17 protein-coding genes are annotated in these 14,217 nt (G+C 71.8%); 7 read left to right on the forward strand and 10 right to left on the reverse strand.

Annotation, left to right across the window (positions count from 1 at the left end):
• Window positions 1–2 precede the first annotated feature (2 nt).
• The 4 genes from AB0C69_RS02370 to AB0C69_RS02385 are packed head-to-tail and all read right to left on the reverse strand — an operon-like array spanning window position 3 to window position 3,355.
• Window positions 3–752 (reverse strand): amino acid ABC transporter ATP-binding protein, encoded by a 750-nt coding sequence (locus AB0C69_RS02370; RefSeq protein WP_360348692.1) that lies wholly within the window; start codon window positions 750–752, stop codon window positions 3–5.
• Window positions 749–1,621: an amino acid ABC transporter permease gene (locus tag AB0C69_RS02375; RefSeq protein WP_360348695.1), complete on the reverse strand. Its 873-nt coding sequence runs from the start codon at window positions 1,619–1,621 to the stop codon at window positions 749–751. The genes AB0C69_RS02370 and AB0C69_RS02375 overlap by 4 nt, the downstream gene beginning before the upstream one ends.
• Window positions 1,618–2,472 (reverse strand): ABC transporter substrate-binding protein, encoded by an 855-nt coding sequence (locus AB0C69_RS02380; protein ID WP_360348698.1) that lies wholly within the window; start codon window positions 2,470–2,472, stop codon window positions 1,618–1,620. The genes AB0C69_RS02375 and AB0C69_RS02380 overlap by 4 nt, the downstream gene beginning before the upstream one ends.
• A gap of 52 nt (window positions 2,473–2,524) precedes the next feature.
• Window positions 2,525–3,355 carry an SAM-dependent chlorinase/fluorinase gene (locus tag AB0C69_RS02385; RefSeq protein ID WP_360348701.1) on the reverse strand — a complete coding sequence of 277 codons (831 nt, stop codon included), beginning with the start codon at window positions 3,353–3,355 and terminating at the stop codon, window positions 2,525–2,527.
• 253 nt (window positions 3,356–3,608) lie between these two features.
• Here AB0C69_RS02385 and AB0C69_RS02390 point away from each other — a divergent pair, with 253 nt between their 5' ends.
• Entirely contained in the window at window positions 3,609–3,926 is a 318-nt protein-coding gene (locus AB0C69_RS02390) for a hypothetical protein (RefSeq protein ID WP_360348704.1), read from the forward strand.
• 94 nt (window positions 3,927–4,020) lie between these two features.
• Here AB0C69_RS02390 and AB0C69_RS02395 read toward each other — a convergent pair whose 3' ends face one another.
• The gene (locus AB0C69_RS02395) at window positions 4,021–4,440 is read right to left on the reverse strand and encodes a hypothetical protein (protein ID WP_360348707.1); all 420 of its coding nucleotides are present in this window, start codon (window positions 4,438–4,440) and stop codon (window positions 4,021–4,023) included.
• A 111-nt stretch (window positions 4,441–4,551) separates the two neighbouring features.
• Between AB0C69_RS02395 and AB0C69_RS02400 the strand changes: the two genes are divergently transcribed.
• Window positions 4,552–5,709 carry a hypothetical protein gene (locus AB0C69_RS02400; RefSeq protein ID WP_360348709.1) on the forward strand — a complete coding sequence of 386 codons (1,158 nt, stop codon included), beginning with the start codon at window positions 4,552–4,554 and terminating at the stop codon, window positions 5,707–5,709.
• Window positions 5,710–5,943: 234 nt separating this feature from the next.
• Here AB0C69_RS02400 and AB0C69_RS02405 read toward each other — a convergent pair whose 3' ends face one another.
• Both AB0C69_RS02405 and AB0C69_RS02410 read right to left on the reverse strand, forming a co-directional pair.
• The gene (locus AB0C69_RS02405; RefSeq protein ID WP_360348712.1) at window positions 5,944–6,537 is read right to left on the reverse strand and encodes a DUF4291 domain-containing protein; all 594 of its coding nucleotides are present in this window, start codon (window positions 6,535–6,537) and stop codon (window positions 5,944–5,946) included.
• 35 nt (window positions 6,538–6,572) lie between these two features.
• Window positions 6,573–7,277, reverse strand: a complete 705-nt coding sequence (locus AB0C69_RS02410; protein WP_360348715.1) for a TetR/AcrR family transcriptional regulator — start codon at window positions 7,275–7,277, stop codon at window positions 6,573–6,575.
• 88 nt (window positions 7,278–7,365) lie between these two features.
• On the opposite strand from AB0C69_RS02410, the gene AB0C69_RS02415 reads away from it, so the two are divergent.
• Window positions 7,366–8,262, forward strand: a complete 897-nt coding sequence (locus AB0C69_RS02415; protein ID WP_360348718.1) for a TIGR03620 family F420-dependent LLM class oxidoreductase — start codon at window positions 7,366–7,368, stop codon at window positions 8,260–8,262.
• Window positions 8,263–8,304: 42 nt separating this feature from the next.
• Here AB0C69_RS02415 and AB0C69_RS02420 read toward each other — a convergent pair whose 3' ends face one another.
• Together AB0C69_RS02420 and AB0C69_RS02425 are read right to left on the reverse strand one after the other, a co-directional pair.
• Window positions 8,305–8,961 (reverse strand): response regulator transcription factor, encoded by a 657-nt coding sequence (locus AB0C69_RS02420; RefSeq protein ID WP_345186014.1) that lies wholly within the window; start codon window positions 8,959–8,961, stop codon window positions 8,305–8,307.
• Between the two features lie 8 nt (window positions 8,962–8,969).
• Complete coding sequence (locus AB0C69_RS02425) at window positions 8,970–10,106, reverse strand: sensor histidine kinase (protein ID WP_360348721.1); 1,137 nt, start codon at window positions 10,104–10,106, stop codon at window positions 8,970–8,972.
• A gap of 158 nt (window positions 10,107–10,264) precedes the next feature.
• Here AB0C69_RS02425 and AB0C69_RS02430 point away from each other — a divergent pair, with 158 nt between their 5' ends.
• From AB0C69_RS02430 to AB0C69_RS02440, 3 genes are read left to right on the forward strand one after another with little or no spacing between them, the layout of a single operon-like run.
• The gene (locus AB0C69_RS02430) at window positions 10,265–11,170 is read left to right on the forward strand and encodes an ATP-binding cassette domain-containing protein (protein ID WP_360348724.1); all 906 of its coding nucleotides are present in this window, start codon (window positions 10,265–10,267) and stop codon (window positions 11,168–11,170) included.
• Complete coding sequence (locus AB0C69_RS02435) at window positions 11,167–11,943, forward strand: ABC transporter permease (protein ID WP_360348727.1); 777 nt, start codon at window positions 11,167–11,169, stop codon at window positions 11,941–11,943. The genes AB0C69_RS02430 and AB0C69_RS02435 overlap by 4 nt, the downstream gene beginning before the upstream one ends.
• Window positions 11,940–12,722, forward strand: a complete 783-nt coding sequence (locus tag AB0C69_RS02440) for an ABC transporter permease (RefSeq protein ID WP_360348730.1) — start codon at window positions 11,940–11,942, stop codon at window positions 12,720–12,722. Before AB0C69_RS02435 ends, AB0C69_RS02440 begins: the two co-directional genes overlap by 4 nt.
• Window positions 12,723–12,803: 81 nt before the next feature.
• Here AB0C69_RS02440 and AB0C69_RS02445 read toward each other — a convergent pair whose 3' ends face one another.
• Window positions 12,804–13,112: a hypothetical protein gene (locus AB0C69_RS02445; protein WP_345186027.1), complete on the reverse strand. Its 309-nt coding sequence runs from the start codon at window positions 13,110–13,112 to the stop codon at window positions 12,804–12,806.
• Window positions 13,113–13,693: 581 nt separating this feature from the next.
• On the opposite strand from AB0C69_RS02445, the gene AB0C69_RS02450 reads away from it, so the two are divergent.
• Window positions 13,694–14,217, forward strand: a 524-nt coding sequence (locus AB0C69_RS02450; protein ID WP_360348734.1) for a Scr1 family TA system antitoxin-like transcriptional regulator, incomplete at its 3' end; no start/stop codon positions are given.

Below are 14,217 nucleotides of genomic sequence, written 5' to 3' on the forward strand. Positions count from 1 at the left end.
CTTCAGAGGCGGCGGGACTCCAGGACGCGGCTCAGGAACTCGCGGGTGCGCGGCTCGGTGGGCTCTTCGAAGATCTGCTCGGCCGGGCCGCGTTCCAGCAGGACGCCGTCATGGAGGAAGCAGACGGTGTCGGCGATGTCGCGGGCGAACCCCATCTCGTGCGTCGCCAGGATCATCGTCATGCCGGAGTCCTTGAGCTCCCGGATGATGCCCATGACCTCGGTGACGAGTTCGGGGTCGAGCGCGGAGGTCACCTCGTCCAGCAGGAGCAGGCTCGGCCGGGTGGCCATGGCCCGGATGATCGCGACGCGCTGCTGCTGGCCGCCCGACAGCCGGTCGGGGTACTCCCCGGCCTTGTCGGCCAGGCCGAACCGTTCGAGCAGCTCGTGCGCCTGTTCCGCGGCCTCCGCCTTCGAGCGCTTGTGGACGCGGAGAGGGGCGAGGGTGATGTTGTCCAGCACCGACATGTGCGGGAACAGGTTGTAGGACTGGAACACCATCCCGATCCGCTTGCGGACCTTGTCGGGGTCCGCGCGGGGGTCGGTGATGTCGTCGCCCTCCAGGAAGATCGCGCCGTCGTCGACGGTCTCCAGGACGTTCACGCAGCGCAGCAGCGTCGACTTGCCCGACCCGGAGGCCCCGATGAGGCAGACGACCTCGTGCGGCGCGACGTCCAGGTCGACGCCGCGCAGCACCGGGTGGGCGTGGTAGGTCTTCCAGACGCCCTCGATGCGCAGCAGCGGGGTGCTCATCGGCCGCCTCCGGGGGCGCGGCGGCGTTCGGCGCGCGCCGCGAGATGGTCGGTGAACCGGGCCATCGGCACCGTCAGCGCGATGAACAGCACCGCCGTGGCCAGGTAGGGGGTGTAGTTGAACGTGTCGGCCGAGTGGATCTGCGCCTGCCGCAGCGCCTCCAGCGGACCGAGCACCGCGACGAGCGCGGTGTCCTTCTGCAGCGAGGCGAAGTCGTTGAGCAGCGGCGGGACGACCCGGCGCACCGCCTGCGGCAGCACCACGTACCGCAGGCTCTGGGCCTTGCTGAGGCCCAGCGACCGGGCCGCGGCGCGCTGGCTCGGGTGGATGGAGTCGATGCCGGCCCGGAACACCTCCGCGACGTACGCCCCGTAGGACAGGACGAGCGCGAACCCGCCCAGCACCGCCGGGCTCTCGGGCACGCCCTGCAACCGCAGCGCGGGAAGCCCGAATCCGACCAGGTACACCAGCAGGATCGTCGGGATGCCGCGGAACACGTCGGTGTAGGCGACGGCCAGCGCCCGCACCGGGAACAGCAGCGGAGTCCGCAGCCCCCGCGCGAGCGCGACCAGCAGCCCCAGCACCAGGATCGCCACCTCGGCGATCAGGAAGATCCGTACGTTCAGCCAGAAGCCGCGCAGCACGTCGGGGAACGCGCCGGTGAACTCGCCCCAGTTGAAGAACGTCTCGTGCACGCGGGGCCAGCCCGGCGACCCCACCACGACGACCACCACGACCGCGGCGCACAGCACCGTCGAGGCCGCGGCCACCGATCCGGACCGGACGTCGGCGCGGCGGCGCCGGCGCTCGCGTTCGCGCTGCCGCTCGCTCTTGACCCAGGCGGTCTGCCCGCCCGCCTGCGCGGTCACTTCAGGACGGGTGCGCCGGCCGACGCGGTCAGCCACTGCTGCTGGATCTTCGCCAGCTCACCGGACGACTTCAGCTGCCCGATCGCCTGGTCGAGGCAGCCGGCGAGCCCGCTGCCCCGCTCCATCAGCAGCCCGAAGTGCTCGGTGGAGCCGCCCTGCGACTGCGGCAGCTGACCGACGATCTTCGAGTCGTCGATCTGCGCGGCGGTGACGTAGAAGGCGGTCGGCAGGTCCACCACCAGCACGTCCACCTGCTTGTTCTTCAGCGCGTTCACCGCGTCGATCTGCGTGTTGAAGATCTTCGGCTCGTCGGCGGGCTTGAGCTGGTTCTTCACCGCCTGCAGCGACGTCGTCCCGACCTGGACCGCGATGCGCGCCTTGCCCAGCTCCGCGATGGTCTTGGCGTTCTCGAACTTGCCGCCCTTGAGCGTCACGACGCCCTGCTGCACGTCGTAGTAGCCGTCGCTGAACGCGACCGCCTTCTCCCGCGCGGGGGTGACCGAGATCTGGTTGATGTCGAAGTCGAAGGTCTTGGGCCCCGGCGCGTACGACGACTCGAACGACTGGGTCTTCCAGACCACCTGGTCCTTGGTGAAGCCGAGCCGGCCGGCGACCGCGTAGGCGACGGCGCCCTCGTAGCCCTGCCCGTTGGACGGGTCGTCGTCCTTGAACCACGGCTCGAACGCCGGCTTGTCGGTCGCGATGGTGAGCTTGCCGGGCGACTTCAGCGGCAGCTTGTCCTTGGCGCAGGAGGCGGGGCTCTTGCTCGCCGAGGCACCGGAGTCCTCGTCCTGCGGGGCGCAGGCGCTGACGGCGAGGGCGAGCGCGGCGGCGCCGGCGAGCGTTGCCACGAGGGGACGGCGGATCACAGGAGATTCCTCCGGCGGTGAGAGGGGGTAAGGGTCATGGACGCGGCACCGCGCGCAGAGTGAGGGTCTGCGCGCCGGCCAGGCCGAGGGCGTCGGCGGCACGTCCCTGGTTGACGCCCAGGGCGAGCCATCCGGACGAATCGGTCCACAGCAGCGGCTCCCCGACCGCGACGCTGCCGAAGGTGAGCTGGAACGGGACGCGGACCGTCCGGGACGGACCGCCTGCAACGTTCCACTCCACGTCAAGGGGGGTGCCCGGCTCCAGCGCGCCGAACGCCTCCGCCAGATCGCCGGGCTCGGCGCCCAGCACCTGGCTGCCGAACCGGTCGGTGTACAGCACGGGAACGGTCAGCTCCCCGGGCCGGACCACCGGGGGCGGGACGTCCAGCGGCAGCGGGTCGACGGCCGCACCGAGATCCGCCGCGTCCACCCCTGCCGCGACGTGGGCGGCGGCGGGAGAGAAGACGTCACGTCCGTGGAACGAGGTCGAGATCTGGGGCAGCCGGTAGGCCGGGTTCTCCAGCGCGTGCGCCCGGACGATCCCGCCCAGCGCCTCCGCCGCCGGCACCAGCAGCCCGTTGTCCGGCCCGACCAGCACATCGCCGCGCCCGGTCGCGATCGCCAGCGGCCGGCGCGAGGTGCCCACGCCCGGATCCACGATCCCGACGTGCACGCCCACCGGCAGGTACGGCAGCGCCTGCCGCAGCAGCATCGCCCCCTCCCGCACGTCGAACGGCGTGATCTCGTCGCTGAGCACCAGCACGTTCGCGTCCGGGGCGATCCCGTACACCACCCCGGCGCAGATCGCCGTGTACGCCGCGCCGAAGTCGGTCGCCAGGCTGACGAACGGACGACTTTGCGGCATGGGCGACCTCATGAAACGGAAGGGATGGGTGGTACGAGAGTGGAAATCCTACCAAGTCGATAGATTAGCCAACTCCGCCGCCTCCCCGTGCGCCAACGGCCCGACCGCGATCCCGCGCCGCCACCCTCACTCGCCCCGCCTTCCGCGGCACCGAAGGCTTGCTGGTCCCGGACCGCTGGGGACGGTCGTCCACACAGGAGGACTGGTGCCAAGGTGAGCCCTGCGGGGGCGGGGCCGGCTGCCAGTCGGAACAATGCAGAACAAGACAACCGGGTTGATCGCGGGAGCGATCCTCCTTCTGATCATCGGCGGAACGGGGACGACCGGACTCCCCGAGTCCGGTTCCTCCTCGGGCGACTCCGGCGGCCCTGCCGCTCCGGCCGCTCCGGCCGCCCCGGCCGCTCCCGACAGCGGGGAGACGCAGGTGACCTCCCGCCTCTGGCAGATGCAGACCGGAGACTGGAAGGTCTTCCTGAAGGACGGCGGGACGGTCAACCTGTCCAAGGCCGTGGGCGACAAGTGCGACTACGGCAGCACCTACTCCTACGCGCAGAAGGCGTGCAAGGGATAGGCACCGATTGACCGGAGTTCCTGGAGTGCCCCGGCGCTCCAGGAACTCCGAACCTCGGCGCCCTGCGTTCCGCGGCGTTCCTTCGCACCGGCCACTACGGATTGCCTGGCGCGGCCGTGTGGTGCGGGTGCCCGTGGGTGCGCCGCTCCTCCTTGAGCCGTGCCTCGTAGAGGTGCCGTCGACCAGCGGTCAACGACTCCCGTACGCGCGCCTCATAACGTCGGAGCGGTTCGTAGTAGGTGTCTTCGTACTCCTCGACCGCCTGGAAGCTCCAACGGTCCGGGAGGACGTTGCGGCCCACGAGTTCGCGCGACAGCTCGTCCGCGAGTTCCTGGTGCCCGGCCTTGGCGAGCAGCTCGGCCGCGTCGCCCAACTCGAAGTCGGCCTTGCCGGTGAGCTGGTGCCACGAGTAGAGATGGCCCCGGGCGCGCTCGACGCTCTCCAGGGCCTCGCTCAGCTTGCCCACGGCTTTCACGGTCGCCTCGTCGGGCTCGGGACTGCTGCCAGCGATCATGCGGGCTTACCTTCCCCTCTGACCTCCGATGATGCGCTCTCCCGCGCCTCCGCACCGACCGGCGGCCTAGACTGCTGGGCCGGATCAGGTCGCTTCACGGCAAGGGGTCTCATGGGCAACGGCGTCCCGCCTCAACGGCAGAGTCCGGAGAGCGACCGGCTCGCGGAGCGCATGGAGGCGGCGTCGGACGCGGAGAAGGCGTCCATCCTCGTCGACCACTACGCGGCGGCCACCGCCGGACCTCCCTCGGCGTGGACGGACGAGTTCGTCGCCCGGGTCGAAGAGTTCGGGCTCTCCGTACTGCAGATCCGGCGAGCGGCCACAGACCTCGCCTGGCTGGCTCGCAAGAACGGTCAGGGCTACCTGGACGAGACCGACCGGGCGCGCATCCTGGCGGCGACTAACACCCGTACCGCGCGGCTCTGCCTCGTCTACATCCATGGCCAGCGGCTGCGCTTCGACTTCAAGTTCGCGCAACTCCACCGGCTCTGCATCGGCTGGCTGGCCGAGTTCGACGACGACGCCCTCGTCCTGAGCTTCGCGGCCTTCTCCGCACTCGGCACCCGCGCTTCGAACGCGCCCGGCCTGTTCCGGCGGGCGGTCGACGCTCCCGACGCGGACGACAAGAGCAACCAGGTGCTCCTGACGGGCATCAATTTCGCCGACCACTTGCCGGAACAGCCGCAGATGATGCTGGACCTCTCCGACGAGATGATGGCGCGCGGCCAGGAGAACGCCATTGTCTACTACCGGCGCGCGTCGGCATATCGGAAACTGGGCCGGTTCGCTGACGGGCTCCACGAGATAGACCGGGCGATAGACGCCCTCGGCCCCGGCGACGTTCTGGTGCACGAACAGTTCACGCAGGAGCGGCGCTCGATCATCCTGGCCCAGGATCTGCAGAACCAGATGGAGCGCAACACCCAGGCCATCGCGGACTCCATCGCCGCCCAGGTGGACGAGAGGATCGCCGCGGCGTCGGCCGAGCTCGAACAACGACTCGACGAAGCGTCGCTGAGGCTCGCCCAGCGCGTCGACGCGGCGCAGGAGATGGTCTCGTCCGGCCTGCTCAAGATGGTGGAGATACTCGGGCTCTTCGTCGCCCTCGTCGGTTTCATCGCCGGGTCCGGAGCAGTGGTGATCAAATCGCAGGGCCTCCAGGAGCGGGCGCTCTCCATGCTCCTGGTGGTCGGCGGGGCTTTGGTCTTCTTCACTCTCCTGCGGCTCGTCACCACCGTGGGGCGACGGCGGGTGCGAGCGGAGAGATAGCCTCCGGCCCCCTTGCTATGCTGGCGCCAAGTTCAACTTAGGCGGCTATTGTGAGCGAAAAGAACGCTTTCTACTACCCCGAGATCAGCGTGGACGAGATGCCCGGAGGGCACCTCGTCGCTCTCAGCCGACCCCGCGAACTGGCCGACCGCCTGGATGCCTATCGCACGCGATGAGGCGCAGCGCCTGCCCCGACACCTCTGCCAATTGACGGTACACGCGGGGCACTATCGGCTACTGGGAGGCCCCTAGGCGGGCGGCCAGGGCGGGTGTCAGGGCATACGGGCGCTCCTTGGGGAGCAGGGCTCTGGCCTGAGGGGTGCGCCCGGCCTTGCGAAGTCCGTGGATCTTGCGGACCAGCGGGGTGAGGTCATCGATGCCGAGGATCCAATCGTCGACGTAGCGGTCGACGATGTGGCGGCTGAGGCCTATCTGGATGCTGCGCGCTTCGAGTTTCCGGCCGTCGAGGGAGCGTTCGGGGTCCCACTGGACGTGCACGACCGCCTCCGCGAACCGGCGGCGCCATTCCTCGGAGCTCCGGAAGACGCGGCGGTCAGGATCGGTCGGGACGGCCAGGCCCAGTGCCTCCTCCCAGCCGGCCCGGCTGATCCGGACGGCGAGGATCGTCTCCTGACCGGGTTTGCGCGCCCAGTCGCTGCGGGCCATGAGCCACAGGAACGACGGTTTGATCCAGGTCATGCGGTTCCGGGAGAACGGCGGGACGAACGTGCCGTGCTCGGCGGCCGGGACGCCGATCTCCGGTGAGTACGCCTGGTAGACGGTGATCGAGTCGCGGTCGTGGCGGGCGCGGATCTCGCGTGCGGGCATGATCTGGCCAGCGTGGCGCGGGGGCGCGCCGCGGCTCAAGCGGTTTTCCGGCGGCGGTGCGCCTTCTGGCGGCAGGCGGTGCCGCAGAAGCGGGCGGGGCGGCCCGTCGGCGCCGAGGTGAGGGGCTTCCCGCACACCTCGCACCGCCTTTCGTTACGCTCCGGGGACGACGTTTCGTCGCCTTTCGTTACGGGTCGGAGCGCGTCGCACGCCAGCGCCGTCATGCGGCCGGGACTGCCCTCGGGGCGCCGCCGGCGTTCCATCAGCATGGCCCCGACCATGAGGGTGCGGACGTCGTCGACGTCGACGTCCGGACGGACCTCGCCGGCGGACTGCGCCCGCCGCAGAAGCTCCTCCAGCGCCGAGCCGAACTGCTCCTCCAGGCCGCGGGCGTCGAGCGTTCGCAGGTCCGCGGCCAGAGCGTCGCACAGGGCGTGGTTGAACATCGCGCGCTCCACGACCCACATGAGGAAGCCATAGAAGGCCTCCCCCGGCTCCTCCGCTCGGACGAGGGCCTGCGCCTCGTCCACGATCCGCTCGATGCGGTCCGTGACGACCGCCTGGAACAGGGCCTCCTTGGTCGGGAAGTGCCGGTAGACGGTCCCGGCCCCGACCCCCGCCCGGCGCGCGATGTCGTCGAGCGGGACGAGGCGGCCGTCCGCGGCGAAGGCCTCGAAGGCGGCTTCGAGGATGCGTTCGCGGTTCCGGCGCGCGTCGGCACGCTGGGGCCGTCCGCTCACCGGGCGCCTCCTTGGTCGGATTGACAAACGGGGCGGACGTTCCGGTAACGTCCTAAGCGGGTTGCTCGTTCCGATTATAGGAGGACCGATGACGGCGGTGGACGCGGCGCGGGCCGGGCTCGGCAGGATCGGCGTCGGGCTCGTGACGCCCATCGCGCCGGCCGACGAGTGGCGGCGTGCGGCGCAGCGCGTGGAGCGCGCGGGCTACGGAGCGGTATGGGTGAACGAGGGCATCGGCGGCCGGGAGGTGTTCACGCAGCTGGGCGTGATGCTCGCCGCGACGGAGCGGATCGTCGCCGGCTCGGCGATCGCGAACCTGTGGGCGCGGCATCCCGCCGCCATGCAGGGGGCCGCGTCGGTCCTGGCCGACGCCTACCCCGGGCGCCTCGCGCTGGGTGTGGGCGTCAGCATGGGGGCGATCGTGGAGCGGAGCGGGCAGAAGTGGTCCAGTCCGCTGAACCGGATGCGCGAGTACCTCGACGGCATGGACGCGGCCGTCGAGGCGGCCCCGGTGCCCGAGAAGCCTTTTCCGCGGCTGCTCGCGGCCCTGGGCCCGAAGATGCAGGAGCTGGCCCGGGACCGTGCGGACGGAGCGCTCCCCGCCGCGATGCCCGTCGAGCACACCAGGCAGGCCCGGGAAAGGCTCGGCGAGGGCAAGCTGCTCGTCGTCATGCAGACCGCCATCCTTGAGACGGATCCGGTGAAGGCGCGCGCACTCGCGAGAGGGACCGGGATGCTGGAACTCCCAGGGTCCCCCTACATCCGCTCGCTCAAGACGCTCGGCTACGACGACGGCGCGGTCTCCGGCGGCGGGTCCGACGAGGTCATCGACGCATGCTTCAACTGGGGCGACGAGACGACCGTGGCCAAGCGGATCCAGGGGCACCTCGACGCGGGAGCCGACCACGTCTGCGTCACGGTGTTCGCCCCCGACCTGGCCTCGGCCGCCGACCAGTACGAACGCCTCGCCCCGGCACTCCTGTGACCACCACGCCGGCACCGGGGCCCGGTCTGGTCCGGGCAGATGTCAGCGGGGGCGGATGAGGCCGGTTTCGTAGGCGGTGATGACCAGCTGGGCCCGGTCGCGGGCGTGGAGTTTGGCGAGCAGGTGTCCGATGTGGGTCTTCACGGTGGCGGGGCTCAGGTGGAGGTGCTCGGCGAGTTCGGTGTTGGACAGCCCTCGGGCGATGAGGGCGAGGACCTCGCGCTCGCGCTCGGTGAGGGTGTCCAGCGCGGCGGGCGGGGGCTGCGCCGGGCCGGGGCGGCGGACGAACTCGGCGATCAGCCGCCGGGTCACCGACGGGGCCAGCAGCGACTCGCCGGACGCGACGACGCGGATCGCCGACAGCAGGTCGGCGGGCGGGGTGTCCTTCAGCAGGAAGCCGCTCGCACCGGCCCGCAGCGCCGAGTACACGTAGGTGTCCAGGTCGAACGTCGTGAGGATCAGCACGCGGACGCCGGGGATGTCCGCGCAGATGCGCTGGGTGGCCTCGATGCCGTCCATCTCGGGCATGCGGACGTCCATGAGGACGACGTCCGGGCGTTCCCGGGCGGCCAGCTCGACGGCCTCGGCCCCGGTGCCGGCCTCGCCGACGGTGCGCAGGCCGGGCGCGGTGTCGATCAGGACGCGGAAGCTGCCGCGCAGCAGGGCCTGGTCGTCGGCGACGAGGACGCTCAGATCCAACGGGGTTCCTAGGAGTCGTACGGGAAGGCGGCGGACACGGCGAAGCCGCCTTCGGGACGCGGGCCGGCGGTGAAGTCGCCGCCGTACATCATGACGCGTTCGCGCATGCCGATGAGCCCGTGCCCGCCGCCGCCCGGCAGGACGCGGAAGCCGGGCCCGTCGTCGGTGACGTCGATGCGCATGCGGAGCCCGTCGGCGCGGACGCGGACGCGGCAGCGCGCGGGGGCCGCGTGCTTGACGACGTTGGTGACCGCCTCCTGGACGATGCGGTAGGCGGAGAGGGCGACGCCGTCGGGGAGCTCCCCGGCGTCGACGTCCAGGTCGACGTGGACGCCGGCCATGGCGGCGCGTTCGGCGAGGCCGGGCAGGTCGGCGAGGCCCGGGGACGGGGCGAGGTCGGCGTCGGCGGCGCCGGTGCGCAGGACGCCGAGGAGCTGGCGCATCTCGGCGAGCGTGCCGCGGCTGGTGGTCTCGATGACCCGGAGGGCGTCGAGGGCCTCCTCGGGACGGGCCTCGGCGACGTGGACGGCGACGCCGGCCTTCACGGCGATGAGGCTCATGCTGTGCGCGACGACGTCGTGGAGCTCGCGGGCGATGCGGAGCCGCTCGCCGGAGACGGCCTCGTCGGCGAGGCGGCGGGCGGCGTGCGCGGCGTGGGCCCGGCGTTCGCGGACGAGCCGGCCGAGCGTCCAGGACGCGCCCAGCACGGAGGCCCCGAGCAGAACCCTTCCGAGGGTCTCGGCCTGCGCTCCGACGGGACCGGCGACGGCTCCGGCGAAGATGAACACGGCGCTGACGACGCCGATGAGCAGCGTGGGGACCCAGCGGCGGCGGCGCCGGGTGAGCGCGACCTGGTAGAGGGCGAACCCCGCGGCGGCGTAGGTGTCCCAGGGCAGGCCGAGGATCAGCGCGGCGGTCGAGGCGGACAGGACGGCGGCGAAGACCGGGACGGGCCACAGGCGCCGAACCGCGAGGGGCAGGGCCGCCGCGGCGACGAGCGGGACAAGGAGGAGCGGCGGAGCGCCGGTGTCCGCCGGCAGCGCGAGGAGCACGAGGGCGTAGAGGAGCGCGGCCCCGGCGTCGAGGCCGATGAGGCCGCGCCGGCTGAGCCGCGGGAGCGGGGAGCGCAGCTCGGATTCGTCCACGTCACGAAAGGTAGCGGCACGGGCGACGCCCGCGCCTCGGTCCGGTGTCCGTCATACCTGGGGTGGAGGCGGCGGGACGTTCTCGGAGCACGGTCGCACGCGCGGCCCCCGCCCGCGTTCCGATGTGCGCGGGGCGGCCGCGTACGACTCTCGACTGCATGATCGAGATACGCGAACTGACGAAGCGCTACGGGGGCACCACCGCGGTGGACCGCCTGTCGTTCACGGTGAGGCCGGGGACGGTGACGGGGTTCCTCGGCCCGAACGGGGCGGGCAAGTCGACGACGATGCGGATCGTGCTGGGTCTGGACCGTCCGGCGTCCGGTGAAGCACTGGTCGGCGGGCAGCGGTACACGGCGCTGAAGCGGCCGATGCGCGAGGTGGGAGCGCTGCTGGACGCGGGCGCGGTGCAGGGCGGGCGCCGGGCGTTCGACCATCTCGGCTGGATGGCGCGCAGCAACGGGATGGGGATGCGGCGGGTGGCGGAGGTCCTGGAGCAGGTGGGGCTCGCCGGAGTCGCGCGCAAGCGGGTCGGCGGGTTCTCGCTGGGGATGCGGCAGCGGCTCGGGATCGCCGCGGCGCTGCTGGGCGATCCGGGGGTGCTGATGTTCGACGAGCCGGTGAACGGCCTGGACCCCGACGGCGTGCGCTGGATCCGCGAGCTGATGCGGGCGCTGGCCGCCGAGGGCCGGACGGTCCTGGTGTCCAGCCATCTGATGAGCGAGATGGAGCTGACGGCCGACCGGCTGGTCGTCATCGGGCGCGGGCGCCTGATCGCGGACACGTCGGTGCGTGAGCTGGCGGACCGGTTCCGCCGCGGAGTGCGGGTCCGCTCGCCCCGTCCGGCGGAGCTGAGCGGCGTGCTCGCCGCGGCGGGGGGCTCGGTCGAGTCCGTGCCGGGCGGGGCCCTCACGGTCACCGGGCTGGACGTGGCCGCGATCGGCGACACGGCCGCGGCGCACGGGATCCCGCTGTACGAGGTGACGCCGCACAGCGCCTCTCTGGAGGAGGCCTACATGGAGCTGACGGCGGGGAGCACCGAGTTCGGGGCGGTGGCGCCGTGATCGACGCGCTCGCCGCGGAGTGGTACAAGCTCCGGACCATCCGCTCGACCTTCGCCGTCCTCGGAACGATCGCGGCGTTCATGCTGCTCTGTGTCCTGTGGTCCTGGTACGTGACCCGCTACTGGGACGGCCTGCCGGCCGCGAAGAAGGCGAGGGCGAGGGCGGCCCCGGCGGAGCAGCCCTTGGCCGTGGCGCTACCGGTGTGCGCGGTGGTGCTGGGAGCGCTGACGCTCACGTCGGAGTACGCGCATGGCATGGTCCGGACGACGCTCGCCGTCCTGCCGAACCGCCTGGCCTTGTACGCGGCCAAGGGGGCGGTGGCGGCGGGGACGGTGCTCACCGCGTCACTGGCCGCGCTCGCCGCCGGAACCGCCGCCGGGAACGCGATCGTGGGCGATCGTCCCGTGGCCACGTTCCAGGGGGCGGTGCCGGACGTCGCGGTCCATCTGCTGTGGCTCGGCCTGACGACCGCCGCGATCACGCTGATCGCCTTCGGGCTGGGAGCCGTCCTCCGCTCCACCGCCGCGACGATCACCGCGGGCATGGCCGTGCTGTTCGTGGCGCCCGCCCTGGCCCAGTTGCTGCCGTCGCCGTGGGACGAACGGATCTGGTCGGCGCTTCCCGGAAGCCTGTCCAACCAGATCGCGGGTGCGCCCGGCTCGTCGACCGACCACGGCGTGCTGGCGCCGGCCGCCGCGATCGCGCTGCTGGTCGCGTACACGGTGGCCGCGCTCGCGGCCGGCGCCCTCTCCTTCACGCGGAGGGACGCGTGATCGCCCACGCGGTCGCCGCCGAGTGGCGCAAGCTGCGCTCGATCCGCTCGACCTACTGGGTGCTGGCCGCGACGGCGGCCTTCACCGGGTTCACCGTGCTTCTCGCGGTCCAGATGGCGCACGTCTGGGACGGCCTCGCCGCCGACCGCCGCGACGACCTCCTGCTGCGCCCGCTGCAGGAGCTCAGTGTGTGGGCGGCGTCGCTGTGCCTGGCGGTGCTCGGCGCGCTGTCCGTCACGTCCGAGTACCGCACGGGGATGATCCGCACGTCCCTCACCGTGCTCCCGCGGCGCCGCGCGCTGCCGGCGGCCAAGGCGGCGGTGGTCGGGACGGTCGCCCTGGTCGCCGGGGAGGCCGCGACGGTCGGCTCGTTCCTCGGCACCCGGCTGGTCATCGGCGACCGCCCGTTCCCGGACCAGCACGCCTCCGTCGCCCACGACCTGCCCGGCTTCCTCATCGAGGGAACGGCGGTGCCCGTGTTCGCGCTGCTCGGGCTGTCGCTCGGCGTGCTCCTGCGGTCCACGGCGGGGACGCTCGTGTCGGTGGTGTTCCTGTGGCACGTCCTGCCGCTGCTGGTCTTCCACCTGCCTCAGCCGTGGAGCGAGCGCGTCGGCTCGGTCATGCCCGGCGGCCTGCCCGCTCAGATGGCGGGGCTCAGCGCGGACAACTCCGTCTACGGCGATCTGCTGTCCCCCGGCGCGGCGACCGCCCTGCTGCTGGCGTACGCGCTCGTACCGCTCGGCCTGGCCGCCCTCGTCCTCGCCAGGCGCGACGCCTGAGGGCCCGGAAGCCATCGACGGCGGCGTCCCCGTGCGGGGCGCCGCCGCTCGTTTTTTGGGGAACTCGCGCGGAGGAAGGTCTCAGCCGGTCCGCAGGGAACTCGCCCGGATCGCCAGGCGCTCGCGGAGCATGTCGACGGCCTCGTCGATGCGGGGCGCGGCGGCCTGCGCGCGCACGCGCCGGCCGTCGAGCTCGACGACGGCCTGGGCCAGGGCGGGGCGCGGCAGCGACCGGTCGGCCACCACGCTCAGCGTGACCTGGACGGACGTGACGCCGCCGATGCCGGTCAGCGCCTCCCGGACGGCGCGCTCGGCCGCCGCGCGCTCGTGGGCCGAGACGTCGCCCGAGGTCAGGAACCGGATCTCCGGTCGTTCACGGGTCACATTCATGGGTCCTCCCAGTTGCGTGGGACGTACTCGCCTGTCGAACGGCGGCCGCGGCCACCGCCCTGAAGGGTGAACGCCGCGGGCGCCCGGAATCGCGCCCGCGCGGGACGAGAGCTTCATCACTCGCCCGGCCGGCTCGCGGAACATACTCCGGGGAATGTTGGCCAAATAAGTGGTCAGGGGACATTCACGAGGACGACGACAGCCCGCGAAATAGCCTGTCAGGATTGGACGCCCCCTTTGCGGGAGAGCCATCCGCAATTCATGCTCCGCCGCCGGCCCCGGTGCCGGGAAAATGACCTCGGGGGCGACTCCGATGCAACGGCTCTGCAACGTTCCGCAGCCGCATCGCCACCGACAGCACTGGTCACGGGGACTCCACTGCGGCTTCGCGCACGTCAACCGCCGTTCGGGCGCACCCGGACCGCAAGGCGGTATTCCTACTTCCCAAAAACGTCCGAGCATCCTCTAACATAGTGCGGTGCCGTTCCGCCCGCGAGCAGACCCGTCGACTGGCTGGTGACCCCTTGTCCCAGGATTCAGCTGCCCCAACACCTCCGGCCGAAGGTGATCCGGCCGGACGGCTGATCGATTATCCGCGCCGCGGCGGGCCCACTGTCCTGCGCATTCTCCTCGGCGCGCAGTTGCGGCGGCTGCGCGAGTCGCGCGGCATCTCCACCGAGCAGGCGGGCTACGAGATCCGCGGTTCGCACTCCAAGATCAGCCGAATGGAACTGGGCAGGGTCGGCTTCAAGGAGCGCGACGTCGCCGATCTGCTCACCCTCTACGGGGTCTCCGACCCCGCTGAGCGCGCCCCGCTGCTGGCACTCGCCAAGGAGGCCAACACCCCCGGCTGGTGGCACCGGTACGGCGACATTCTCCCGAGCTGGTTCGAGGTGTATCTGGGACTGGAGGAGGCCGCCTCCCTGCTGCGCACCTACGAGTTGCAGTTCGTCCCCGGGCTCCTGCAGACCGAGGACTACTCGCGCGCCGTCATCCGGCTCGGATACTCCGACGCCAGTGACGAGGAGGTCGAGCGCCGCGTCCAGATCCGCACCACCCGGCAGGAGCGGTTCACCTCCCCGGACGCGCCGACGCTGTGGGCCGT

Source organism: Actinomadura sp. NPDC048032 (genome assembly GCF_040653175.1).
In the GTDB taxonomy this organism is placed as follows: Bacteria; Actinomycetota; Actinomycetes; order Streptosporangiales; family Streptosporangiaceae; genus Spirillospora; species Spirillospora verrucosospora.

Bases quoted from the DNA above. Each gene is read 5' to 3' on its own strand.
- AB0C69_RS02415 (WP_360348718.1), top strand. From the start codon at position 7,366: ATGACGGCGGTGGACGCGGCGCGGGCCGGGCTCGGCAGGATCGGCGTC.
- AB0C69_RS02395 (WP_360348707.1), bottom strand. From the start codon at position 4,440: ATGATCGCTGGCAGCAGTCCCGAGCCCGACGAGGCGACCGTGAAAGCC.
- AB0C69_RS02390 (WP_360348704.1), top strand. From the start codon at position 3,609: ATGCAGAACAAGACAACCGGGTTGATCGCGGGAGCGATCCTCCTTCTG.
- AB0C69_RS02370 (WP_360348692.1), bottom strand. From the start codon at position 752: ATGAGCACCCCGCTGCTGCGCATCGAGGGCGTCTGGAAGACCTACCAC.
- AB0C69_RS02400 (WP_360348709.1), top strand. From the start codon at position 4,552: ATGGGCAACGGCGTCCCGCCTCAACGGCAGAGTCCGGAGAGCGACCGG.
- AB0C69_RS02430 (WP_360348724.1), top strand. From the start codon at position 10,265: ATGATCGAGATACGCGAACTGACGAAGCGCTACGGGGGCACCACCGCG.
- AB0C69_RS02445 (WP_345186027.1), bottom strand. From the start codon at position 13,112: ATGAATGTGACCCGTGAACGACCGGAGATCCGGTTCCTGACCTCGGGC.
- AB0C69_RS02385 (WP_360348701.1), bottom strand. From the start codon at position 3,355: ATGCCGCAAAGTCGTCCGTTCGTCAGCCTGGCGACCGACTTCGGCGCG.
- AB0C69_RS02405 (WP_360348712.1), bottom strand. From the start codon at position 6,537: ATGCCCGCACGCGAGATCCGCGCCCGCCACGACCGCGACTCGATCACC.